Origin of the sequence: Mesorhizobium sp. M6A.T.Ce.TU.002.03.1.1 (genome assembly GCF_003997275.1) — a bacterium.
Lineage (GTDB): Bacteria > Pseudomonadota > Alphaproteobacteria > Rhizobiales > Rhizobiaceae > Mesorhizobium > Mesorhizobium mediterraneum.
Map to the genome: position 1 here is coordinate 1 of NZ_RZTI01000093.1, position 24074 is coordinate 24074.

The window sequence follows — 24074 nt, forward strand, 5'->3', positions numbered from 1 at the left end:
GAGCGTTACGGCATGCGACGCCTGCGCTTCTTCAACCTCGCCACCAACCGCACGCAGTGCATACTGGCCGCCTGCGCTTACAATCTGCGCACCATGATTGGCGTCCTCTATCCACCCGATGAGAGGCGGACATGAGGGAGGAGTGCGTCCACAATCCGGCAGGATGGCTGCCTAAACCGACAAAGGCCTCGCAAGGGCCGCGGAAAACCGCTCTGCCGGCCTTCAAAAAGGCCCCCACTGACCACCGAACTCCACTTCGCTCCCCGTGCAAAGCCCTCCTTGTGGGAGAAGGTGGATCGGCGCGCAGCGCCGAGACGGTTGAGGGGTGTTGGAAGGAATGAGGCGTTCGCGTTCCCTGGAACACCCCTCATCCGACCGAGCTTCGCTCGGCCACCTTCTCCCCCTGCAAGGGGAGAAGGGAGAGCCGCAACGCTGGCGCCATTCTTCTCCCCAGTTTCTTCACGGAAGAGAGGGGCTGAGAGAGATTGTTCCAGCGTGCACTCAGACAGCTTGGCTGTATCTGCAATTTGTGATCAGATGATCACATCCGCGCCGGCTGGCCCGATCGCCTGCCGTTTGCAAATAGCTTCTGTCGAAACCCAAGGAAACCAAAAATCGTGGCTCTGGGATTTGAACCTGTATCGGGACGCGTGACCGTCCAGGACGGCGTCTACCAGCAGCTTCGGCATGCCTTGATGGTCGGCAGCTTCGATCCGGCCCAGGTGCTGACCATTGCCTCGCTGGCCGAAGCCTTCGGTACCTCGAACATGCCGGTGCGCGAGGCCTTGCGGCGGCTCGCCGCCGAGAACGCGCTGGAGATATCGCAGAACGGCTCGGCCTGCGTGCCGGTCGTCACCCGCGCGCGGCTCGACGACCTCTGCCGGGCGCGCGTCGCCGTCGAAGGGCTGGCGGCCGAGCTCGGGGCGCCGCGCCTGACCACTTCCGATATAGCCACATTGGAGAAGATCACCGCCGACCAGCAGGCGATCGGGCGCAATGGCAGCATCTACGAGCTGATCGCCAAGAACCAGCAGTTCCACTTCACCATCTACCGTGCCTCCGGCTCCGACGTGCTGTTTCAGTTGATTGAGACGCTATGGCTGCGCTTCGGCCCCTATATGCGGCTGCTGTCCAACCATGTCGCGCCTTTGATGCGAGCAGGCACGATGGAGCCGTCGGGGCGGCACACGGCGATCATCGCAGCACTGAAAGATCGCGATTTTGCCCGCGCCCGCGAAGAGGTGGTTGCCGACATCAGGACGACGCAAGAGACGCTGCGCGCGATCTGCCCCGACGTGCCGGAAACTAGGCCGGTCGAGTTCGCTGGATTCGGCAAGGCCTCCTGAATCTTCGCTGCGGGTTGAACGCAAGATCGACGCCGGAAAGTGCCGACCCACGACCGCTCGTGGCCGGAAAAATCGTCCCGATCTTCGCTATTGAATCGCATTTCTTCGCGGGCAACGATTGATCCGTATTCCCTTTTGTGATCACATGATCACAGGGAGTAAAAAAACGCAGTGTCTGGTTATTTTCTCTACCATTCGATCGGGACGTTTCCCGGCAAAGCGGAGCGCATGGCTGCTGCCCTGTCGGAATTCTCGGACATCTGGTCGGCGGAAGATGACGGCCAGTGGCCGTCGGGCCTGGCCGCGCGGCAGCGCTTCATCGATGCCTGGGGCGCGCTGATCGATGCGCCACAGGGAACACTGACCACCGCCGAGAACGTCACGTCTGCGCTCTACAGCCTGATCGGCGCTTTGCCGTCCGAGCGCCTGGCAGGAAAGCGCCTGCTGGTTGCGGCCGATTGTTTTCCGAGCCTGCATTTCCTGCTCGCCGGTCTGGCCGACCGCTTCGACTTCGTGCTCGATACGGTGCCGCTGCGGCCCGGCGAGAGCTGGGTGCGCGACGAGGATTTCATCGCCCGCTGGCAGGACGATGTCGGCCTGGCCTTGCTGACCTTCGTCACCTCGACCGCCTCGCATCGCTGCGACTTGGCGCGGCACGCCGCGCATGGTCGGGAGATGGGCAGCATCGTCGGCGTCGACATCACGCAAGGCGTCGGCGTGACGCCCTTCTCGATCGCAAAGACGCCGGTCGATTTCGTCGTCTCGACCTCGCTGAAATGGCTGTGCGGCACTTCGGGCGCCGGCGTCCTGCAGGTGACGCCCGATTTGCTGTCCGTCTGCCGGCCCGAGCTTCGCGGCTGGTTCAGCCAGCCAAACCCATTTTCGTGGGATCTCGACAGCTTCACATATGCGGACGATGCACGCCGTTTCGACCATGGCACGCCGGCCATCCTGGCCAGCGTCGCATCGCTGCCCGGCCTCGAATGGGTGGCCGAAACGGGCGTCGACGCGATCCGCGCGCAGAACGCCGGCATGACCGAGCGCATCATAGGCTGCGCGCTGGACAATGGCTGGACGGTCCGTTCACCGCTCGATCCAGACCGGCGCGGCGGCAGCGTCATGCTGACCTTGCCGCAAGGCGTCGACCCGGTGAAGACAGTGTCGACGCTGCGCAGTGAGCGACTTTACTGCGACGCGCGCGGCGCGACGCTCAGGCTGTCGCCCGGCATGGTCACCACGGACGACGCGGTGAATGCCTTGCTGGAGCGTCTGCAACAGTTGATCGGCTCGCGGCAACGCCGCGCGTCCTGACTTCAGGCGCCGCCTCGCCTGCAGTGTCCGGAAAATACGGCGCTGAAAGGGGCGGAAGTGAAAAGCGCCACAGGGAGTGGCCGAACCAGAGGGAACGAAAATGAGCTTCACTCGCCGTAATCTGCTTCTTCTCGCTGCCGCCTTCGGCATCGCCGCCGGCCCAGCCACCGCCTATGCCCAAGAGACGCTGAATGTCGGCGCCTATCCGACCAATCCGCCCTTCGAATACAAGAACGAGAGCGGCACCTTCGAAGGTTTTGAAGTCGACATCGTCAACGAGGCGGCCAAGCGCATCGGCATGACCACGGAAATTGCCGATCTCGGATTTCAGGCCCTGTTCGCCGCCACCACGTCGAAGCGCATAGACGTCGCCATCTCGTCGATCACGATCACGCCTGAGCGGCTGAAGTCGCAGGCGTTCTCGCAGCCCTATTATGATTCCGACATGGGTATCGCCGCCAAGGCCGACAGCCCGATCAAGGCCGAGGCCGACCTCAAGGGCAAGATCATCGGCGTGCTGTCCGGCTCGACCGGGGAAGCCTGGACCAAGCAGCACCAGGAGGCCGGCGGGTTCAGCGAGGTAAAGGGTTACGACACGCAGCAGAACCTGCTGCTCGATCTCAGCGCCGGTCGCGTCGACGCCGCGGTCAGCGACATTCCGGGCCTCGAATACTCCTTCACTAGGATGAAGGATCTCGCCGTGAAAGAGCGTATCAAGACCGGCGAGCAGTACGGCCTGATGATGGCCAAGGATCACCCGCTGCTCGGCAAGCTGAACGACGCGCTGACCGCGATGAAGAAGGACGGCACGCTGGCCGCGATCCACAAGAAGTGGTTCGGCAGCGATGCACCCACCGATTCTTCGACCGTCAAGGAAATGCCGATGCCGAAGGCCTGAGCGGCAGCCGCTGAAATTGTGCCGGCTTTCCACGCCGGCACAATTTCATGGGATAGCGTTGCGCCCCTGCTGGACGCGCAACGGGCGCCTTAGCCCTTCTTTCACGCATGATCCGCTCCGAAGCCGATTTCGGGGTTTCGGAGTCATGCTTTAGCGTCGCGGGACGCCAAATCTTTCGGGAATGCTCCCCATGTCGCTGATCGAAACCTTCTTCAACGCCGATGTCATGATCTCCAGCCTGCCGGCGTTGCTGCGCGGCTTTCTGAACACACTGCTGCTCGGGCTGTTGAGCATCGGCATCGGTATCCCCGTCGGCCTGGCGATCAGTCTGATGCGGCTCTACGCGCCAAAGCCGCTGCGGCTGTTGGCGGTCGGCTATATCGATATTTTCCGGGCGATGCCGGTGCTGGTCGTGCTGATCCTGATCTACTACGCGCTGCCGTTCCTCGGCATACGCCTGTCGTCCTGGACCTCCGCGGTGACGGCATTCGCCATCATCATGGCGGCCTATTCGGCCGAAGTGTTCCGTTCCGGCATAGAAAGCATTCCGCGCGGCCAGTTCGAGGCGGCGCAGGCACTCGGCCTGCCGTTTTTACTGACCTTGCGCAAGGTGGTGCTGCCGCAAGCGATCCGTGTGGTCATTCCGCCGATGACCAGCAACTGCGTTTCGATGTTCAAGGATACGTCGCTCGCCTCCACCGTGGCGCTGCCCGAACTACTGAAGGAAGCGACCAACGCGCAGTCGCTCTACGCCAACCCCTCGCCTCTGATCGGCGCGGCACTGGTCTATCTCCTCTTTCTCTGGCCGATGGTCCGTCTCGTCAGCCTGCTGGAACGTCGCTTCAAAACCGAAAAGACCCGCTGACGTCACCAGTTTCCCATCTGTCAATTCTCGCTCCCCCATCTGTCAGGCACTTCGCAGGAGACCATCTTGAACAAGCATCAGATCCACAATGCGAGCGACGTCTCCGCAGCCTTCCCGGTCGACACGATCCGCGCCATGTTTCCAGCCCTGCGGCAGGCCGGCGACTTCATCTTCATGGACAATGCCGCCGGTGCGCAGATCCCGCAAAGCGTGCTCGACGCGGTGACCAACCATCTGGTCGCGCATAATGTGCAGCGTGGCGGCCGCTACGGCCGCAGCGTCGCAGTCGATCAAGCGATCGCCGACGCGCGTGAAAGCGTGGCGCTGCTGATCAATGCCTATAGTCCTGCGGAAATCTGTTTCGGCATGAACGCCACCTCGTTCATCCGTCTTGTCAGCCTCGGCATCGGCCAGATGCTTCAGGAGCGTGACGAGATCGTCATCACCGACATGGACCATGACGCCAACATCGCCACCTGGCTGGCGCTGGAGTCGGCCGGCGCGAAATTCAAATGGTGGCGGATGCGCGACGACGGTAATCTCCATGTCGACGATCTTCGCCCGCTGGTCTCCGACCGGACCCGGCTCGTCGCCTGCACGGTGACGGCGCATTCGATCGGCTCGATCGTCGATGTCGCTTCAGTGGCTGATATTGCGCATGCGGCGGGTGCCGAAGTGTTCCTCGACTGCGTGCATTACGGGCCGCACGGGCTGATCGACGTGCAGGCCTGGGATTGCGACTATCTGGTCTGCTCCGGCTACAAGAATTTCTCGCCGCATATGGGCTTCTTGTGGGGCCGCTTCGAGACGCTGAAGCGGCTGCCGACCTTCCGCGAGGATTTCATTCCCGACGAGCCGCCCTACAAAGTCGAGGCCGGCACCTTCATTTACGAGAACGTCTCCGGCATGGATGCCGCCGTGCGCTATCTCGAGTCGATCGGCCGCAATTTCTTGGCCGAGAACAACCGGTCGCGGCGCGACAATCTCGTCGCCGGCATGAACGCCATCCGCGACTATGAGCTGGTGCTGGCGCGCGAAATGCTCGGCGTGCTCAAGGATTGCGGCGCGACGATCTATGGCGTCGCCGACGAAGCCCGCCTCAACGAGCGCGTGCCGACCTTCTGCTTCAACATCGGCACGCTGTCGCCGCAAATGATCGCCGAGGCCATGGCCGAGATGCAGATCGGCATCCGCGACGGTCACATGTATGCGCCGCGGCTGATGAAGCGCCTGAACCTCAGCATGGACAGCGGCGCCATCCGCGCCTCGCTGGTGCATTACAACACGATCGAGGAAGTCCGGCGCTTCGGCGAGGTGTTGCGCGTCGTCATCGCCCGGCTGTCCTGATCGGAGTCGAAATACGCTTGCCTGCGTGCCGCGGTCGCCGCGTCAGGCGGCCTTCTTCTTCGCCAGCCTCGCCTTGATGCTGGCGACGTCGGCTCGCGGCGTCGCCGCAAACAGCGTCTTGGTGTAGCTGTGCTTGGGGTCGGCAAAGACCTCGTCGCGCGAGCCGTATTCGACGGCCTCGCCGTAATACATGACCATCACGTCGTCGGCGATGTAGCGCACCACCGACAGGTCGTGGCTGATGAAGACATAGGTCAGCTTGAACTCGTCCTGCAGGTCGGCGAGCAGGTTGAGCACCTGCGCCTGCACCGACAGATCGAGCGCCGACACCGGCTCGTCGAGCACCAAAAGGCTCGGATTGAGCATCAGCGCGCGGGCAATGGCGATGCGCTGGCGCTGGCCGCCCGAGAACATGTGCGGGTAACGGTTGTAATGCTCCGGTCCGAGGCCGACCTTCTTCAGCATCCTCATGGCGAGATCGCGCCGTTCGTTGGCCGGCGTGTCGGTGTTGATGAGCAGCGGCTCGCCCAGCACATCGCCGATCTTCTGGCGCGGATTGAGCGAACCGTACGGGTTCTGGAAGACGATCTGCACCTTGCGGCGCATCTCCTTCGACAGCCCATCCTTGGCGATATCGACCTTTTTGCCGTCGATGAAGAGCTCACCCGCCGTGGCCGGATCGATCAGCGTGATGATGCGAGCGAGCGTTGACTTGCCGCAGCCGCTTTCGCCGACGATGGCGAGCGTCTTGCCCTTGTCGACGCTGAACGAGACGCCCTTGACCGCGTGAACCGTGCGCGAGGGACGAAACAGGCCGCCCCCGACATGATAGTCGCGCACGATGTTCTTGCCTTCGAGAACCGTCACGCTCATGACGCGGCTCCCGTTGCAGACCCGGTTCCCGCAGCCGAGGGGGCTGGTTCAAACAGCATGTCGGAGATGGTCGGCAGCCGGTCGCCGACGGCGTTCTCCGGCAGCGCCGACAGGAGCGCGCGGGTATAGTTGCTCTTCGGCTGCTCGAATAGCGACAGAACGTCGGCCTCTTCCATCTTGCGGCCCTTGTACTGGACGATCACGCGGTCGGCGGTCTCGGCCACCACGCCCATATTGTGGGTGATCATGATCAGGCCCATGCCGTATTTGGCCTGCAGACCGACCAAGAGGTCAAGGATCTGCTTCTGGATGGTGACGTCGAGCGCGGTGGTCGGCTCGTCGGCGATCAACAGCTTCGGATTGCAGGCGATGGCGATGGCGATCATGACCCGCTGGCACTGGCCGCCCGACATCTGGTGCGGGAACGAATTCAGCCGCTCTTCCGGATCGGCAATGCCGACCAGCTTCATCAGCTCGATGGCGCGGGCCCGGCGCTGGGCGCGGTCCATGCCCATATGGAAGCGCAGCACCTCCTCGATCTGGAAGCCGGCGGTGAAGCATGGATTGAGACTGGCGATCGGCTCCTGGAAGATCATCGAGATGTCCTTGCCGACGATCTTGCGGCGCTCGGACGGACTGAGCTCAAGCAGGTCGATACCGTCGAACGCCATGCGGTCGGCCTTCACCGTCGCCGTATTCGGCAAAAGCCCCATCACCGCCAACATCGCCACCGATTTGCCGGAGCCGGATTCACCGACGATCGCCAACACCTCGCGCGGCTCGATCGACAGGTCGATGCCTTGCACCGCCATGAACGGTCCGGCGGCAGTATCGAAAGAGACCGTAAGGTTCTTGATTTCGAGAAGAGGCATGATCACGACCTCTTCAGCTTGGGGTCGAAGGCATCGCGCAGGCCATCGCCGATCAGGTTGATGGCAAGCACGGTAATGAGGATGGCGAGGCCGGGGAAGGTCACCACCCATGGCGCGCGCAGGATGAACTCGCGTGCCGTGGCCAGCATCGTGCCCCATTCCGGCGTCGGCGGCTGCGCGCCGACGCCGAGGAAGCCGAGAGCCGCGGCCTCGAGAATGGCGTTGGAGAAGGACAGCGTCGCCTGCACGATCAGCGGTGCCATGCAGTTCGGCAAGATCGTCTTCACCATCAGCCTGAGATGACTGGCACCGGCCACCTTGGCGGAGATCACATATTCACGGTTCTTTTCGGCCATTACCGCCGCGCGCGTGAGCCGCGCGAAATGCGGCTGCAGCACCAGCGCGATCGCCAGCATGGCGTTGAACAGGCCAGGTCCGAGGATCGCCACCAGAACCAGCGCAAGAAGCAGCGACGGGAAGGCCAGAATGACGTCCATGACGCGCATGATCAGCGTATCGACCCAGCCGCGGAAATAGCCGGCGAGCACGCCGAGGATGATGCCGCTGGTCAGCGAGAAAACCACGACGACCAGACCGATGAACAGCGAGAACCGCGCCCCGAAAATCAGCCGCGAAAGCATGTCGCGGCCAACAGCGTCGGTGCCCAGAAGAAACATCGATTTGCCGCCCTCCTGCCAGACCGGCGGCGTCAGCAGCGCATCGCGAAACTGCTCGTCAGGCGAATGCGGCGCGACCAGCGGCGCGAAAATCGCGATCAGCACCAGAGCCGAGAACACGACCAGGCCGATGACGGCGCCGGTGTTCATCGAGTAGTAATGCCAGAACTCGGTGAAGGCACGTTGCCGACCGCCGGTCGGAATGGAGGCGGCGGTGGCTTCTGCCGTGGTTTGGTCGGTCATCTCACTGCACCCGGATACGTGGGTTGATGACGGCGTAGAGCACGTCGACGATCAGGTTCACCGCCATGACAATCAGCGCGATGATCAGCAAGCCGCTCTGGACGACGACATAGTCGCGCTTGGCGATCGCGTCGATCATCCACTTGCCGATGCCGGGCCAGGAAAAGATCGTTTCGGTCAGGATGGCGCCGGCCATCAGCGTGCCGACCTGCAGGCCGATGGTGGTGACGACGGGGATCAGCGCATTGCGAAAAGCGTGGAGCCCGATAACGCGGCGCGGCGCCAAGCCCTTGGCGCGGGCGGTGCGGACATAGTCCTCGCCCAGCACTTCCAGCATCGCCGACCGCGTCTGGCGCGCTATGACGGCGAGCGGAATCGTCGCCAGCACGATTGCCGGCAGGACCAGATGACTGGCGGCGGACCTGAAAGCGCCGCTCTTGCCGGAGATCAGGCTGTCGATCAGCATGAACCCCGTCGTCGGCTTGAAGAAATATTGAAGGCCAATGCGGCCGGAAACCGGTGTCCAGCCGAGATAGCCGGAGAAGAATATGATGAGCAGCAGCCCCCACCAGAAGATCGGCATCGAATAGCCGGTCAGCGCCACGCCCATCGTCGCCTGGTCGAACCATGATCCGCGCTTGACCGCGGCGAAGATGCCGGCGGGGATGCCGATGAGCACAGCGATGATCAGCGCGATCGTCGCCAGTTCCAGCGTGGCCGGAAACAGCGCCTGGAATTCACCGAGCACCGGCCGCTTGGTGGCGATCGATATGCCGAAGTCGCCGGTCAGGACCCTGCCGATATACTCCAGATACTGGATGACATAAGGCCTGTTATAGCCAAACCGCTCGACAAGCTCCGCGTAGCGTTCGGGACTTACGCCGCGCTCGCCAGCCAGGGCCATGATCGGGTCGCCCGGCAGAAGCCGGACGAAAGCGAACGCCGCCAGCGATATGCCGAACACGGTCGGGATGATTAAGGCGAGCTTGTGGAGGAGATAGCGGAGCATCTTACTTCATAGAACGGCGGCGCCGGAAGTCCAGCGCCGCCGTCCAATTTCTCAGGAGTTACTCGGTGACGTCGACGCCGTCAAACCGATGAATGCCGAGCGGATCCATGACGAAGCCCGAAACCTTCTTGTTCATCGGCATGAAGACCTTGGAATGGGCAATGGTCAGCCACGGCGCCTCACGCTTGAACACGACCTGAGCCTCCTCGTAGATCTTGGTGCGCTCGGCGACATCAGTGGTCGCCTTGCCCTTCTGCAACAGGGCTTCGAACTCCTGGTTGCACCAGATCGCATAGTTGGACTGGCCGATGGCATCGCAGCCGAGCAGGAACAGGAAGTTGTCCGGATCGCCATTGTCGCCGGTCCAGCCGAGCTGGAAGGCGCCGTCACGATCCTTCTGCTTGCCGCGTTCGCGATACTCGGTCCATTCGTAGCTGACGATCTCGGCCTTGACGCCGATCTTGGCGTAGTCGGCCTGGATCAGTTCCGCGACTCTTTGAGCGTTCGGATTGTACGGGCGGCTGACCGGCATTGCCCAGATCTTCATCGAGAGATCCTTGACGCCGGCGTCGGCCAGCATCTTTTTGGCCGCGTCCGGATCGTACGGATCGTCCTTGATGTCCTTGTTATAGGACCACATCGTCGGCGGGATCGGGTTGATGGCCGCCTGGCCAGCGCCCTGATAGACCGCATCGAGAATGGCCTGCTTGTTGACGGCCATGTTGAGGGCCTTGCGGACCTCGACCTTGTCGAAGGGCGGCAGCGTGGTGTTGTAGGCCATGTAGCCGATGTTCAGGCCTTCCTGCTCGTCGACCTTGAGGTTTGGGTCAGCCTGCAGGCCGGCGATGTCGGCCGGCGCCGGGTACGACATGATATCGCATTCGCCTGCCTTCAGCTTCTGCGCGCGCACGGCCGGATCGGTCGTGATGGCGAAGATCAAATCGTCGATCTTCTGGCGGCCGCCATAATAGCCGTCCCATGCCGCATAGCGCACGACCGCATCGACCTGGTAGTCGACGAACTGGAACGGACCGGTGCCGATCGGCTTCTGGGTGAATTGCTGCCTGGTGCCGGCCTTGTCGAGCTGGTCGGCATATTCCTTGGAGACGATCGATGCGAAATCCATGCCGAGGTCCGGCAGGAAAGCGACTTCAGGCTTGTTCAGCACGAACTTCACCGTCAGGTCGTCAACCTTGACGATTTCCTTGAGAAGATCCGGGAAGCCCATGCCGGTGAAATATTCCCAGCCGGTGCCTTCCAGATAGCTGAACCACGGGCTTTCCTTCTTCCACTGGCGTTCGAAGGAGAAGATCACGTCGTCGGCATTGAGGTCGCGCGTCGGCGTGAAATAGTCGGTGGTCTGGAACTTCACGCCGGGCCGAAGCTTGAACGTGTATTCGAGACCGTCGTCGGAAACCGTCCAGCTCTCGGCGAGGCCGGGCGCGATGGTGGTCTTGCCGTGTTCGAACTCGACCAGGCGCGAATAGATAGTGCGCGACGACGCGTCGAAGTCGTTGCCACCGCTCCACGGCGATGGGTCGAAGCCGGCCGGCGACGCCTCCGAGCAGTAGACCAATTGCTTCGCATTGGCCATGCCGCCGAGGACGCTTGCGGCCAGCAACGCGGCCGCAAAAGTCAGTTTCTTTTTCATGGAGGACTCCCTGATGTTCTTCCAAGCCCCTCTTCAGGCTCGCGAAGCGCGCATATAAGCATCGTTTTTCCGGCTTTGGAACACCCCGTTTGCTTACCCCATGGGAAGCAGAATTTAATTCTTCACTTTCATAAAAAGCGAGAATTAAATGTCAATTTCAGCCGATCACGGTATTATTAACGATTGCATTTTTTTATTATCTTTAACGCGACCGATAGCAGGAACCGCGACCTTCGGCCTGTCGTTGGCGCGGAAGGTTTTCTTCCCGTCTTGCCGCAGGGGCAGACTTGCACGGCTGCCGATAGTCGCAATACATAGATGGCATGTTGGATTTCCTGGATGCCGGCAACAGCGGAGGGACGTCTCTGTCATTCGGAGACGACGCGGCGGGCAAGCAGAGACAATAAGAACAACCGAGGGAGGGACAGGTGGCAAAAACACCAAGGACGACGGCACCAGCGAAAGCGAAGGCCAAAGCTGCCGCAAAACCGGCCAGCCCCGACAAGCCAAAATCGCCGCCCACCAAAGCCGTTGCCGCGGTCAAGCCGAAGGCGGCAGCGACAACGGCTTCATCGGGGTCGAAGCCGGGTTCGGCCAGGAGATTGCCGAAAGCGCCTGCCGCTCGATTGCCGGAAAAGCCTTGGCTCAAAAGCTATCCGAAAGTCGTTCCGGCCGAGATCGGCGCCCTGCCCTTCGGCTCCATCGGCGATCTGCTCGCCGACGTCTGCAAGCAGTATGCCGGCAGGCCCGCTTTCACCTGCATGGGCAAGACCATCAGCTATGGGGAAGTCGAGCGGCAATCGGCCGCCTTCGGCGCCTATCTGCAATCGACAGGGTTGCAGAAAGGCGCGCGCGTCGCGCTGATGATGCCGAACGTGCTGCAATATCCGGTGGCGATGATGGCAGTGCTGCGCGCCGGCTATGTCGTGGTCAATATCAACCCGCTCTACACGCCGCGCGAGCTGGAACATCAGCTCAAGGATTCCGGTGCGCAAGCCATCGTCATTCTCGAAAATTTCGCCAACACCTTGCAGGCGGTGATCGCCAAGACGGCGGTCAAGCATGTCGTGGTCGCGGCGATGGGCGACATGCTTGGCGGCCTGAAAGGGACGATCGTCAATTTCGTCGTGCGCCGCGTGAAGAAGATGGTGCCGGGCTGGTCGCTGCCAGGCCATGTCAAGTTCAACGCCGCGTTGAAGGCAGGCGCCAGCGTGAACTTCAAGCCGGTGAAGGTCGCAGCCGACGATATCGCCTTCTTGCAATATACCGGCGGCACCACGGGCATCTCGAAAGGCGCGGTGCTGCTGCACAGCAACGTGCTGGCCAATGTCGCGCAGAACGCGCTTTGGGTCGAAGACGCCTACACGGTCAAGCCGAAACCGGCGCATCTCAATTTCATCTGCGCGCTGCCGCTCTATCATATCTTTGCGCTGACAGTGAACGCGTTTATGGGCATGCAGATGGGCGGCCGGAACATACTCATTCCCAATCCGCGCGACATTCCAGGCTTCGTCAAGGAACTCGGCAAATACCCGATCCACATCTTTCCGGGCCTCAACACGCTGTTCAACGCGCTGCTCAACAATGAGGATTTCCGCAAACTCGACTTCAAGCCGCTGATCCTGACACTAGGTGGCGGCATGGCGGTGCAGAAGGGTGTCGCCGAACGCTGGAAGACGCTCACCGGCTGCCCGGTCACCGAGGGCTACGGGCTTTCGGAAACCTCACCGGTGGCTACCGCCAACACATTCAGCGATGGCAACTTCACCGGCACGATCGGCCTGCCGCTGCCGTCCACCGAGATCGCCATCCGCGATGACGACGGCAACGATTTGCCGCTCGGCGAAGTCGGAGAGATCTGCATCCGCGGACCTCAGGTGATGGCCGGTTACTGGAACCGGCCGGACGAGACCGCCAAGGTGATGACCAAGGATGGTTTCTTCAAGTCGGGCGACATGGGCTTCATGGACGAGCGCGGCTACACCAAGGTCGTCGATCGCAAGAAGGACATGATCCTTGTGTCCGGCTTCAACGTCTATCCGAACGAACTCGAGGAAGTCGTGGCCCTGCATCCGGGCGTCCTAGAAGTTGCGGCGATCGGCGTGCCGGACGAGCATTCAGGCGAAGTGCCGAAGCTGTTCGTCGTCAAGAAGGACCCGTTGCTGACCGCTGAGGTGCTGACTGTCTATTGCCGCGAGAACCTGACCGGCTACAAGCGGCCAAAATACATCGAGTTTCGGACCGAACTGCCGAAGACGCCGGTAGGCAAGATCCTGCGGCGGGCGTTGCGGGAATAGGCACGATTTTGGACAATTGCCTTGCCGGTAGTGAAGCGGTCGACCCGCGTTCCGGCCCTGACCCGGTCGCGTTCATCAGGGCGAACATGCAGCTGCTGCCGGTGCCTTCGCTTCCCGAAATCCGGCTTTACACGGCTCATCCGGGAAGCGGCCTCAGACGGCTCGCCGATCCGGAAGGACAGGGGTTCGAGCCGGAGGGACCGGAAGAAGAAGCGAAAGCCGACGAGAACGAGCTGCAGCCACCCTATTGGGCCTATGCCTGGGCCGGCGGCGCGGTGCTCGCCCGCTATATAATCGACCAGCCGCAGACGGTGGTGGGTCGCCGCGTGCTCGACCTCGGCGCCGGTTCGGGCCTCGTCGGCATCGCCGCGGCAAAGGCTGGCGCCAGCGACGTGATCGCCGCCGAGATCGATCGCAACGGCGTTGCTGCGCTCGGCCTCAATGCCATGGCGAACGGCGTCACGATCACCATTATCGACAATGATATCACCACGGGGCCGCCACCTGCGGTCGACCTCGTTCTCGCGGGTGATGTGTTTTACGGCCGCGAGGTTGCTCGTCGGGTCACCCCGTTTTTCGATCGCTGCCTGGCAGCCGGTATCGAGGTGCTGGTCGGCGATCCCCGTCGCACAGACTTGCCGCTGTCCCGGCTGCGGTTGCTCGCCGAATATCGGGTACCGGATTTCGGCGACGCGAAGGGTGCCGCGAGCAAGCCGAGCGGCGTCTTTCGCTTCGAGCCTGAAGATCGCTAGCGCTAGATCGAAACCCCATCACGCTAAATGAGCGGGATCGCGCCATTGCGGTCGTTCAGTTTCGAAGGATCGCATGACCGATCTGACCCTGAGCAGTGACTGGCTCAATCCCTGATTGGAAGATCCTACTGGACCGCGGCCGGAATCGACCGCAGCGTGGAACGACAGGGGAGGAGGCTGTCGTGACCGACGAGGTGACAATTCGTGAACTCAATGGGCTCGATGAGATGCTGTCGATCTATCCAGTGTTCCGGCAGGGCAACTCGCATCTAGACGAAGCCGCGTTTCGTGAACGACTCTCGGCGATGCTCGCTCAGGGCAGTTACCGCTGCATCGCGGCTTATATCGGCGATCGGCTGGTGGGTCTCTCCGGCTTCTGGACGGGCATTCAGCTTTGGTGCGGGAAGTACATCGAAGCCGACCACGTGGTGGTCGACACGACGCTACGCAGCCTTGGCACAGGCACCAAGCTGATGGCGTGGATCGAGGCGGAGGGCGAGCGGACTGGATGCGCTGTCTTCCGTATTGCCATGGTGCTTGGCAAGGAACGCACGCGCCAGTTTTACGCTCGAAACGGCTTCTTTGATGATGGTCTTCTCATGGTGAAGGCCCTGAGCAGAGGCGCCGCGGAGTTCCCGGAGTATGTATCGCGACCTGCCGAGCCAGGCTTGCGGGTCTAGCGGTTCGCAACCATCCTTTCGGGTGTCCGCTTCTGGCGCAACGTGCCCGTTCTGGCAGATGAGCCAGCGGCAACTTTCCACCCATCTCGACATTGGCGGGAAAGCCCAGGTTGATTTGAGTTTTGCCCCGGCCTTGCCCGTCAGTTGGCCAGTCAGGTCGTCTCCTTGACCCGCGCCGAAAGAAAGTCGGGCAGATCGGCAACCGAATCCAGAATGACGTCGGCGATCTGCGACAGCGATTCCCGCGTGCCGGTGCCGGAGAGCACGCCGATTGCCAGACCGCAGCCGCCGGCCCGCGCCATCTCCAAATCGTGGCGATTGTCGCCGACCATGGCGATCGCGGCCGGCCTCAGGCCGGTCAGGTCGCAGAAGGCAAGGATCGTATCCGGCGCCGGTTTCGGATTGGCCACGGCGTCGTAACCATAGGCGGCGTCGAACAGCTGCGCGACGCCCAGCGTCAGCAATGTCTTTTCCGCGCCGGTGGTCGAATCGTTGGTGGCGACGCCGAGCCGATAGGCTTTCCTGTGAAGAACGCCGAGCGTCTCGACGATGCCCGGCAGCGCCACCGCCATCGCCGAGCCCTGCATGGAGGTGATCTCGTTGAAGCGGGCGACGGCAAGCATCTGGTCTTCGTCGGACAGGCGCGGAAACCAAAGCTCGACGACATCCATGTTGGTGCCGGAGGCAAAGATGGAGTCGGGCTTGAAGCGTTTGGTGGCGAAATCGTAGCCCGCCGCGGCAAGCAGCCTGTCGGCCTTCCAGCGGTCGCCCTCCGACGCATCCATCGCCATGAAATCGGCAACGCCGAGCCATGTCGCATTGAAGTCGACAAGCGTGCCGTCCTTGTCGAACAATATTCCCTTGATTTCGACCAAGCCGCTTACTCCGATCCGCGCAATCGGTGGATGTGTCCCACCAGCCCAGCGGTCGACGCGTCCCGCTTTGCGGCATTCTCCTTGCCTTCCACGACAGGCAGCAGCCCGGTCGCCAGTTCCTTGCCCAGTTCGACACCCCATTGGTCGAAGGAATTGATGTTGAAGAGCGTGCCCTCGACGAAGACGCGGTGCTCATAGAGCGCGATCAGCCGCCCGAACGTATGCGGATCGAGTTGTCTGTAGAGGATCGTCACCGAGGGCCGGTTGCCGGAGAAGACGCGGTGCGGGGCGATCCTGTCGACCTCGGCCGGCGTCATGCCTTTTGCCAGCATCTGCGCGCGTGCTTCCTCAAGCGTGCGGCCCTTCATGAAGGCTTCCGACTGCGCCAGGCAGTTGGCGAGCAAAAGATCGTGGTGATGCTTGAGGCCCGGCTCATGGCCGATTGCCGCGGCTAGGAATTCGACCGGGATGAAATCGGTGCCCTGGTGCAGCAGTTGGAAGAAGGCGTGCTGGCCATTGGTGCCGGGCTCACCCCAGACCAGCGGGCCGGTCGGCGTGGTCACAGCGCCGCCGTCGAGGGTGACGCTCTTGCCGTTCGATTCCATGTCGAGCTGCTGCAGATAGGCCGGCAGCCTGGACAGGCGCTGGTCGTAGGGAATGACGGCGCGAGCGGGGTATTTGCAGATCACCCGATGCCACCAGCCGATCAGCCCCATTAGCGCCGGCAGATTCTTGGCCAGCGGCGCCGTCTGGAAATGTTCGTCCATCGCATGCGCGCCATCGAGAAAAGCGCAAAAATTCTTCGGGCCGACCGCGATCATCACCGGCAGCCCGATCGCGCCCCACACCGAATAGCGGCCGCCGACCCAGTCCCAGAAGCCAAAGACGCGGTCGGACGCGATGCCGAATTTGGCCACCAGGTCCAGCGCCGTCGAGACGGCGGCGAAATGCTTGCCGACCGCTTCCTTGCCGAGCGCCTTCTGCACCCAGTCGCGCGCCGTCTCGGCATTGGTCATCGTCTCGACAGTGGTGAAGGTCTTCGAAGCGATGATGAACAGCGTGGTTTCGGCGGAAAGGCCCTTCAGCGTGTCGTGGATATGGGCGCCGTCGATGTTGGACACGTAATGCGTGCGCGGCCCATCGTGATAGGGCGCCAGCGCCAGCGTTGCCATGGCCGGGCCAAGGTCGGACCCGCCGATGCCGATGTTGACGATGTCGGTGATCTTCTTGCCGGTGGCGCCGGCCGCCTTGCCGGAGCGCACGGCATCGGCGAAGGCGCCCATCGCGTCGAGCACGGCGACGACTTCCGCCTTCACGTCCTGGCCGTCGAGCACGATGCCCTTGCCGTTCAGGTTGCGCAGCGCGGTGTGCAGCACGGCGCGGCCTTCGGTGACATTGATCTTCTTGCCGGAGAACATCGCGGCGCGCCGGCCTTCGAGATCGGCGGCTCCCGCCAGCTTCTCAAGCAGATCCATCGTCTGCGCATCGACCGCGCATTTCGACCAATCGAGCAGTAGGTCGCCGTCGGTGGCGGAGAATTTTTCGAAGCGCTGGGGATCAGCAGCGAAAGCCTCGCGCATGCTGCCTGATTTGGCCGCACGGTGAGCGCGCAGGGCGTCGAGCTGTTTTTGAAAGGACGATTGATCCACTGGCTTGCTCCGAAGTCTTTGATGCCAACATAACAGGCCGGATGTTTCCGGCGCGTGTCGTCGCGGCAAACTATCTAGCCGAAATCCACTGGTTTCAATGCGCAGCGATGACGCACTGCGTCACGCCGGGATGACGCGCAGCGTCACGCCGGGGATGACGCAGTGCGTGACCGGGGGATGCCGCAGCGCAGCGAAGGATCACTGGCGTAAATCCCAACGATCAGAAAAATTGATTGGCGCAACGCCTTGTGCCACCGGTACATTCGACTGGTCCAGCCAAATGAAATAGGCTGGCCATCGAGGAACATTTTCCATGCCACAGCGAAACGACACGGCCATATGGTCCGGCCTGTTCCGGATTTCGGCGGACTCCGGCCAGACCCTGCAGGCGCAGATCCGTCAAGCGATCGTCGCCGCCATCCTCGACCGGCAGATCGCCGCTTCGATGCCGCTTCCGTCCTGCCGGATCCTAGCCGAGAAACTCGGCGTGGCGCGCGGCACCGTGGTGCTGGCCTTCCAGCAGCTCGTCGACCAGGGTTTCCTGGTGGCGCGCGAACGGCGCGGCCATTTCGTCAATCCCGACGTGCTGGCGACCCCGGCGAGGCCGCATCAGAAGGCGCCCGACCAGGCCAACGAGATCGACTGGAAGGCGCGCCGCCAGATCGCGGCCAGCGACATGCCGCCGCCGGCCAAGCACGACAACTGGATCAAGTCGTCCTACCCCTTCGTCTATGGCCAGTTCGATCCGGCACTGTTCCCAACCGCCGAATGGCGCGAGTGCAACCGCATGGCGCTTGCCGTGCTCGAGATCCGCAACTGGGCGTCCGACATGGTCGACCGCGACGATCCGCTCTTGATCGAGCAGATCCAGGCGCGGCTGTTGCCGCGGCGCGGCATCTTCGCCAATCCCGACGAGATTATCGTGACGCTCGGCGCGCAGAACGCGCTTTACATGCTGGCGACGCTGCTGATGACCAAGGGCTCCAAAGTGGCCATGGAAGACCCCGGCTATCCCGACGCACGCTCGATCTTCCGGCTGGCGGGCGCCGACGTCACACCGGTCCCGGTCGACCACTCCGGCATCGTAACCGCTTCTATTCCCAATGATTCCGGCTTCGTCTTCGTGACGCCCAGCCACCATTGCCCGACCATGGTGCCACTGTCGGCGGAGCGCCGGCAGGACCTTTTGGCGCGCGCCAACCGCCACAACCAGATCATCATCGAGGACGGCTATGACAGCCAGCTCCTGGACGAGGCGCCGCAGCAGGCGCTGAAGAGCCTCGACCGTTCCGGCCGGGTCATCTATGTCGGCTCGATGTCGAAGACGCTGGCTCCCGGTCTGCGGCTCGGCTACATCGTCGCCTCGGCCGGGCTGATCTCCGAGCTTCGCGCGCTACGCCGCTTCATGCTGCGTCATCCGCCGGCCAACAACCAGCGCGCCGTCGCGCTGTTCCTATCGCTTGGTCACCATGAGGCGCTGGTGCGGCGGCTATCGAGCGCTTTCGACGAACGGCGCAAGCGTCTGATCCATGCGATTACCGCATTCCTGCCGGAGTGGCGCTCGACCGATTCGGCCGGCGGCGCGTCGCTCTGGCTCGAGGGACCGCGCGGCACCGACTCGCGCGGGCTGGCCGAGGCCGCTGCCTCGCGCAGCGTCATCATCGAGCCTGGCGACCGCTTCTTCGACCGCACCGAAAAGCCGTCGCGCTTCATGCGGCTGGGCATCTCCTCGATCGCGCTGCAGCACATCGAGCCCGGCATCCGCGAACTGGCAACGGCGGCCGGGCGCAGGCCGGCGGCGGCTTGATGCCTCGTCCGGGCTGGGACCGGCCACCGTTCTTTAGCGCTCTGGCATATGCGACGGGACCGTCTGGCTCATAGGCTGTGCCAATGCCGACGGCATAGTTCGAGGCATAAGGGGACGAAGCAGGCCGATGGTGGACCAACCGCCGCCGCCAGCTTCGCAGCTAAAGGTGGAGTGCCTCCATGTCAGTGGCTGTTGAGAAGCCGGATACGCCCTCGGACCAACGTTCGCGGCGTTCCGGCGGGCGTGAAGCGCGCCGCGCCATGCGTGCGGCGCCACTTGCCGACGACATCAAGCCGGTGCGCGCCGGCCTCGAAGGCGGAAGTTACGGGCCGCTCAGCGAAAACGACCGCGAGCGCATCAACGAAGCAGTGCTGACGCTGCTTGAAACGGTCGGCTTCGCCAATGCCATCCCATCCTGCATCGAGGCGTTGACCAAGGCCGGCGCCACTCTCGGCGAGGACGGGCGAATTCGCTTTCCCCGCGCGCTTGTCCTCGACACGATCAAGAAGGCCGCGCGCCACTTCACCTTGCATGGCCAGGATCCCAAGCACGACATGCTGATCCAGGGCAAGCGCGTGCATTACGGCACGGCGGGTGCCGCGGTGCATCTGGTCGATGTCGAGAAGCGCGAATACCGGGAGTCGCTGCTGCAGGACATCTACGACGCTGCCCGCATCGTCGAGGGGCTCGACAACATCCACTTCTTCCAGCGGCCGATGGTGCCGCGCGACATTCCCGATCCGCTCGACATGGATTTCAACACGCTCTACGCCTGTGTGATGGGGACGTCGAAGCATGTCGGCACGTCCTTCACGGTGCGCGAGAACGTCAAGCCGGCGCTCGACATGCTCTACGCGATTGCCGGCGGCGAAGAGAATTTTCGCGCGCGGCCTTTTGTCTCCAATTCGAACTGTTTTGTCGTGCCGCCGATGAAATTCGCCGAGGACGCTTGCGGCGTGCTCGAGGCCTGCGTCGAAGGCGGCATTCCGATCCTGCTGCTGTCCGCCGGCCAGGCGGGTGCCACGGCGCCGGCGGCGATTGCCGGTGCGGTGGTGCAAGCGGTGGCCGAGGTGCTCGCCGGCCTTGTCTATGTCAACGCCATCAAGCCCGGGCATCCGGCGATCTTCGGCACCTGGCCGTTCGTCTCGGACCTCAGGACCGGCGCCATGTCCGGCGGCTCGGCCGAGCAAGCGGTGCTGACCGCAGCCTGCGCCCAGATGGCGCAATTCTACGATCTGCCCGGTGGTTCGGCCGCCGGCATGACGGATTCGAAACTGCCCGATATTCAGTCCGGTTACGAGAAGGGCATCACCGATGTGATGGCCGGTCTTGCAGGCCTCAACCTCGTCTACGAATCGGCCGGCATGCACGCCTCGCTGCTCGGCTTCTGTCTGGAAAGCCTAATCATCGACAACGACATGCTCGGCCATTGCCTGCGCTGCGTGCGCGGCATCGAGGTGACCGATGAGTCGCTGTCGATAGACACCATCGCCGACGTCTGCCTGAAGGGGCCGGGTCACTATCTCGGCAACGAGCAGACGCTGCGGCTGATGCAGACGGAATATTTCTATCCGGCGGTTGGCGATCGCTTTTCGCCGAAGGAGTGGAACGAGAAGGGCAGGCCCGACATCTTGCAGCGGGCAATCATCGAGAAGAAACGCATCCTCGCCGAGCGCTTCCCGCGCCACGTGCCAAAGCTGCTCGACGACAAGCTGCGCGCTCGCTTCGGCAATCTGATCCATCTGCCGCGCAGCGGCATGGGCGGCTGAGGACGCTTCTCGTCAAAAAACTGTCAGAGCCTAATCCATCCCGACAAAAATCGGGATGGGGCTCTACCTTCTGTTTGACCATGACCTTTTCCGAAAACCGGGTTTCCACTTTTCGGGATCATGGTCTAGTCGGCGCTCAAACCGTAGCGCTCGACGACCTCGCTGCTGATCAGCTTGGCATGCAGCGTCATCAGTATAATTTGCGCATCGAGGCTGTCGCCGGCCTCAAGGGCTGCCTCGAGCCGGCGCTCCGCATCCAGCCTATCTTGAAGGCCGTTGGATTGCTCGAACGCTTCCGGCCCAGCAACACAATAGCCAAATAGCTGCGCCACCGGTGGGTAGGCTTGTGGTGGCGGCTCGTCGGGCCAGTGGTCCTTCATCAGATTGACGATGGTGAGCTTTGCTCCCTCCGGCACAAGGGCGGGATGAAGGTCGACGCCGCGCAACGCAGCGTCGAGTTGCCTGAGGTCGCCTGAACGGCCGAACATTCCGAGGAAGCCTAGGGAAGAGCGTCGTCTCGCCATGATGTTCCTTCACCCGAATGCCCGAACCGCAGCGAAGCGCTGGCCGCACGCAGCCGCTATCCGCTCGCTGCCAGCAACAAAACACCGGCGAGGGCCGATCCCGCAAGCGTCGGCAGCATGCCGATCTTCAGCTTCAGAATGGCGATCATGGCAGCGCACGACAGCAGCGCCGCACCCCAGTCGATCGATGAGAGCACCGGCACGTCCATTCCAAGCCCGATGTTGCGCACCTCGCCGAAAATGACGTGCAAGCCGAACCACAGAGCGAGATTCATGATGACGCCGACGACGGCGGCGGTGATCGCGGTCAGCGCCGCCGACAGTGCCTTGTTGCCGCGCAGGGCTTCGATGTAGGGCGCACCGAGGAATATCCAGAAGAAGCAAGGCGTGAACGTGGCCCACAGGGTGAGCATCGCCCCTAGCGATCCGGCAAGCAGTGGGTTCAAGGCTCCGGGCTGGCGGAACGCGGCAAGGAAACCGACGAACTGCAGGACCAGAATGAGCGGACCCGGCGTGGTTTCGGCAAGACCGAGGCCATCGACCATCTCACCGGGCGCGAGCCAGCCGAAGGACTCGACCGCTGCCTGCGCGACATAGGCAAGGACCGCGTAGGCGCCGCCGAAGGTGACGACCGCCATGACGCTGAAGAACCCACCGATCTCAGTCCACACGCTGGCGGATCCGGTGAACGCCCAGATCAGAAGCACAGGCCCCAGCCAGATCGGCAGCCAGATCGCAATGGTGCGCGGCGCATGCCATCGCGTCGGCCTGGTGTGGGCCAGCTCGCCGCGCTCGAACATCAGGTCGACCGCGCCCTTGACGTCGGGAGCATCGCCCTTGCCGTGCGACGCGCCGGAAAAGAGGCCCGGCGCAACACGGTTGCCAATCCAGCCTGCCAGGCCGGCAAGCAGGATGATGAGCGGAAACGGCACGTTCAGCGCATAGATGGCGATGAAGGCGGTGATCGCGATCGACACCATGACCCGGTTCTTGAGGGCACGCCGTCCGATCCGGATCATCGCCTCGATCACGATGGCGAGCACGGCCGCCTTCACCCCGAAAAACAGCGCCTCGACAAGGGGCGCGTCGCCATACAGCGCATAGAGGATGCTCAAGGTGAGCATCACAAGCGCGCCCGGCGCGACGAAGAGGATGCCGGCGACGAGGCCGCCGATCGTCCGGTGCAGCAACCAGCCGATATAGATGGCGAGTTGCTGGGCTTCAGGGCCGGGCAACAGCATGCAGTAGTTCAACGCATGCAGGAAACGCTGCTCGCCGATCCAACGCCGTTCCTCGACCAGTTCCTTGTGCATGAGCGAGATCTGCCCAGCCGGCCCGCCGAAGCTGAGCAGGCCGATTTTCGCCCAGAGCTTTACCCCTTCGCGGAAGGTTGGCGCTGCCGGCGCTTCGACGATCCCGCCAGTTTTGCCAGAAGCCCCCGTTTTGTCAGACGGCATGGCGCTCATGATGGCTTGCTCGCGCTTGGCCAGTTGTGCGTCTCCTCGGTGGCGTCGCGGCACCATCGGAAAAACGCATCGTAGAGCAGCATCCCTGCCTCCAGCTGTTCAAGATCGTCGCGAAACATCCGCGACAGTCCAAGCGAGGCGGCCAGAAATCCGGCCGCCTGGGGAACCAGATCGAGGCTTGCGGTATCGGCTGCGCGCACAATCATGGCCAAGCGGTCGAGCGCCTCGGATTCGAGCCCGAACTCTTCGATCATCGTGTCGAAGGTGCAGTGTTCGCCGCGGTGTGACCAGAACACATTGTCGATGTCGAAAGGCACGGCCTGAAAGCGATCCGCAGTGGCCGGCACTTCGGCCGCCTCGACAAAGAGGAAGACCGCGCTCGGATCGATGAAGCGACGGATCAGCCAGGGGCAGGCTATGCGATCAACCTTCGGGCGGGATCGCGTCACCCACACGGTGCGGCCCTTTTCATCGCGGGGCGGCATCTTGCCGGTGCGGACCAAAAGCCCCTTGGCATCGCGCCATGCCTCGAACCCGCCTTCGAGGGATTCGGCGGCAATGCCCTCATGCCGCAGCCATGCGGCCACGCCTTGCGAGAGCTTCTGCCCTTTTTCGCAGACGACCGCCACTCGGCTGCCGGTGAATTCGGATGCCCAGGTTGGGACGGTTTTGAAATCACGCCGGCTTGAGGCCGGCAGCAGGCGCGGATCGGCGTTGTAATCATCATCGACGCGAACATCGATAATCGTTGGCGCGCCCGGCAAACCAATCAGACGGGACAGTTGCGATACGGTGATAACGGTTGTTGACGGCATGGCGTCCACCTCCTTGAAAGAGAAGCTTGGACGCGAACGTTGGGCTGACGCCTCACGGGGTCGTCGCGATGCACCCCTTGCCATGATCGTGGATTTGTCGCGCCCACTTGTCAAGCGTCATCCCTGGAGCAAAGGATGCTCCGGCTCCGGCGGCCGGCTTGGCGGAACCAGAACATTTCTGGGAGGAAAACCATGAAAAAGACCTATCTCGGCAGTTGCCATTGCGGCGCGGTGCGTTTCGAAGCCGATATCGACCTCGCCGAGGGTATCCGCAAATGCAATTGCAGCTTCTGCTGGAAGCTCGGCTACCGGAAATCCTTCGCAGCCTATGAGGCTGTGCGGGGGACG

Annotated in this window: 20 protein-coding genes and 1 pseudogene; 11 read left to right on the top strand and 10 right to left on the bottom strand. The window is 62.7% G+C overall.

Features of this window, described 5'->3' with window-relative positions; all coding sequences use genetic code 11:
• The first annotated feature begins 617 nt into the window (after positions 1-617).
• The 5 genes from EOC93_RS23455 to EOC93_RS23475 all read left to right on the top strand — a co-directional run bounded on the left by EOC93_RS23455 (position 618) and on the right by EOC93_RS23475 (position 5767).
• The gene (locus EOC93_RS23455; RefSeq protein WP_095482969.1) at positions 618-1346 is read left to right on the top strand and encodes a GntR family transcriptional regulator; all 729 of its coding nucleotides are present in this window, start codon (positions 618-620) and stop codon (positions 1344-1346) included.
• Positions 1347-1517: 171 nt separating this feature from the next.
• A complete protein-coding gene (locus EOC93_RS23460) occupies positions 1518-2657 on the top strand; it encodes an aminotransferase class V-fold PLP-dependent enzyme (protein ID WP_095482970.1) in 1140 nt (379 codons plus the stop codon).
• Between the two features lie 100 nt (positions 2658-2757).
• Positions 2758-3555 carry an ABC transporter substrate-binding protein gene (locus EOC93_RS23465; RefSeq protein WP_127205794.1) on the top strand — a complete coding sequence of 266 codons (798 nt, stop codon included), beginning with the start codon at positions 2758-2760 and terminating at the stop codon, positions 3553-3555.
• Positions 3556-3745: 190 nt separating this feature from the next.
• Positions 3746-4420 carry an amino acid ABC transporter permease gene (locus EOC93_RS23470; protein ID WP_095482972.1) on the top strand — a complete coding sequence of 225 codons (675 nt, stop codon included), beginning with the start codon at positions 3746-3748 and terminating at the stop codon, positions 4418-4420.
• 66 nt (positions 4421-4486) lie between these two features.
• Complete coding sequence (locus EOC93_RS23475) at positions 4487-5767, top strand: cysteine desulfurase-like protein (protein WP_095482973.1); 1281 nt, start codon at positions 4487-4489, stop codon at positions 5765-5767.
• A 42-nt stretch (positions 5768-5809) separates the two neighbouring features.
• Here the strand turns inward: EOC93_RS23475 and EOC93_RS23480 are convergent, their stop codons facing one another.
• The 5 genes from EOC93_RS23480 to EOC93_RS23500 are packed head-to-tail and all read right to left on the bottom strand — an operon-like array spanning position 5810 to position 11092.
• Positions 5810-6640: a dipeptide ABC transporter ATP-binding protein gene (locus EOC93_RS23480; protein ID WP_095482974.1), complete on the bottom strand. Its 831-nt coding sequence runs from the start codon at positions 6638-6640 to the stop codon at positions 5810-5812.
• Complete coding sequence (locus tag EOC93_RS23485) at positions 6637-7512, bottom strand: ABC transporter ATP-binding protein (RefSeq protein WP_095482975.1); 876 nt, start codon at positions 7510-7512, stop codon at positions 6637-6639. The genes EOC93_RS23480 and EOC93_RS23485 overlap by 4 nt, the downstream gene beginning before the upstream one ends.
• A 2-nt stretch (positions 7513-7514) precedes the next feature.
• Positions 7515-8432 carry an ABC transporter permease subunit gene (locus tag EOC93_RS23490; protein ID WP_095482976.1) on the bottom strand — a complete coding sequence of 306 codons (918 nt, stop codon included), beginning with the start codon at positions 8430-8432 and terminating at the stop codon, positions 7515-7517.
• 1 nt (position 8433) lies between these two features.
• Positions 8434-9441 (bottom strand): ABC transporter permease subunit, encoded by a 1008-nt coding sequence (locus EOC93_RS23495; protein ID WP_126103814.1) that lies wholly within the window; start codon positions 9439-9441, stop codon positions 8434-8436.
• Between the two features lie 58 nt (positions 9442-9499).
• Positions 9500-11092 carry an ABC transporter substrate-binding protein gene (locus EOC93_RS23500; protein WP_095482978.1) on the bottom strand — a complete coding sequence of 531 codons (1593 nt, stop codon included), beginning with the start codon at positions 11090-11092 and terminating at the stop codon, positions 9500-9502.
• A gap of 428 nt (positions 11093-11520) precedes the next feature.
• Here EOC93_RS23500 and EOC93_RS23505 point away from each other — a divergent pair, with 428 nt between their 5' ends.
• The 3 genes from EOC93_RS23505 to EOC93_RS23515 all read left to right on the top strand — a co-directional run bounded on the left by EOC93_RS23505 (position 11521) and on the right by EOC93_RS23515 (position 14821).
• Positions 11521-13389, top strand: coding sequence for a long-chain fatty acid--CoA ligase (locus EOC93_RS23505; RefSeq protein ID WP_127205795.1), 1869 nt, complete (start codon positions 11521-11523; stop codon positions 13387-13389).
• A gap of 8 nt (positions 13390-13397) precedes the next feature.
• Positions 13398-14141: a methyltransferase gene (locus EOC93_RS23510; protein WP_245461517.1), complete on the top strand. Its 744-nt coding sequence runs from the start codon at positions 13398-13400 to the stop codon at positions 14139-14141.
• A gap of 182 nt (positions 14142-14323) precedes the next feature.
• Positions 14324-14821 (top strand): GNAT family N-acetyltransferase, encoded by a 498-nt coding sequence (locus EOC93_RS23515; protein WP_095483044.1) that lies wholly within the window; start codon positions 14324-14326, stop codon positions 14819-14821.
• Between the two features lie 152 nt (positions 14822-14973).
• Here the strand turns inward: EOC93_RS23515 and EOC93_RS23520 are convergent, their stop codons facing one another.
• Both EOC93_RS23520 and pgi read right to left on the bottom strand, forming a co-directional pair.
• Positions 14974-15696, bottom strand: coding sequence for an HAD family hydrolase (locus EOC93_RS23520; protein WP_095482980.1), 723 nt, complete (start codon positions 15694-15696; stop codon positions 14974-14976).
• Positions 15697-15701: 5 nt separating this feature from the next.
• Positions 15702-17345 (bottom strand): glucose-6-phosphate isomerase, encoded by a 1644-nt coding sequence (gene pgi, locus EOC93_RS23525; protein ID WP_095482981.1) that lies wholly within the window; start codon positions 17343-17345, stop codon positions 15702-15704.
• Between the two features lie 313 nt (positions 17346-17658).
• Here pgi and EOC93_RS23530 point away from each other — a divergent pair, with 313 nt between their 5' ends.
• Both EOC93_RS23530 and EOC93_RS23535 read left to right on the top strand, forming a co-directional pair.
• A complete protein-coding gene (locus EOC93_RS23530; protein WP_095482982.1) occupies positions 17659-19152 on the top strand; it encodes a PLP-dependent aminotransferase family protein in 1494 nt (497 codons plus the stop codon).
• A gap of 179 nt (positions 19153-19331) precedes the next feature.
• A complete protein-coding gene (locus tag EOC93_RS23535) occupies positions 19332-20921 on the top strand; it encodes a trimethylamine methyltransferase family protein (protein ID WP_095482983.1) in 1590 nt (529 codons plus the stop codon).
• Between the two features lie 125 nt (positions 20922-21046).
• On the opposite strand, the gene EOC93_RS23540 is transcribed toward EOC93_RS23535, so the two are convergent.
• Genes EOC93_RS23540 through EOC93_RS23550 form a run of 3 tightly spaced genes read right to left on the bottom strand, consistent with a single transcriptional unit; the run spans position 21047 to position 23726 of the window.
• Complete coding sequence (locus EOC93_RS23540; protein ID WP_095482984.1) at positions 21047-21445, bottom strand: hypothetical protein; 399 nt, start codon at positions 21443-21445, stop codon at positions 21047-21049.
• Between the two features lie 56 nt (positions 21446-21501).
• A complete protein-coding gene (chrA, locus tag EOC93_RS23545) occupies positions 21502-22911 on the bottom strand; it encodes a chromate efflux transporter (protein WP_095482985.1) in 1410 nt (469 codons plus the stop codon).
• Positions 22908-23726 (bottom strand): chromate resistance protein ChrB domain-containing protein, encoded by an 819-nt coding sequence (locus tag EOC93_RS23550; protein ID WP_127205796.1) that lies wholly within the window; start codon positions 23724-23726, stop codon positions 22908-22910. Before EOC93_RS23550 ends, chrA begins: the two co-directional genes overlap by 4 nt.
• 192 nt (positions 23727-23918) lie before the next feature.
• On the opposite strand from EOC93_RS23550, the pseudogene EOC93_RS34920 reads away from it, so the two are divergent.
• Positions 23919-24074 (top strand): annotated as a pseudogene (locus tag EOC93_RS34920) (GFA family protein); the annotation flags it as partial.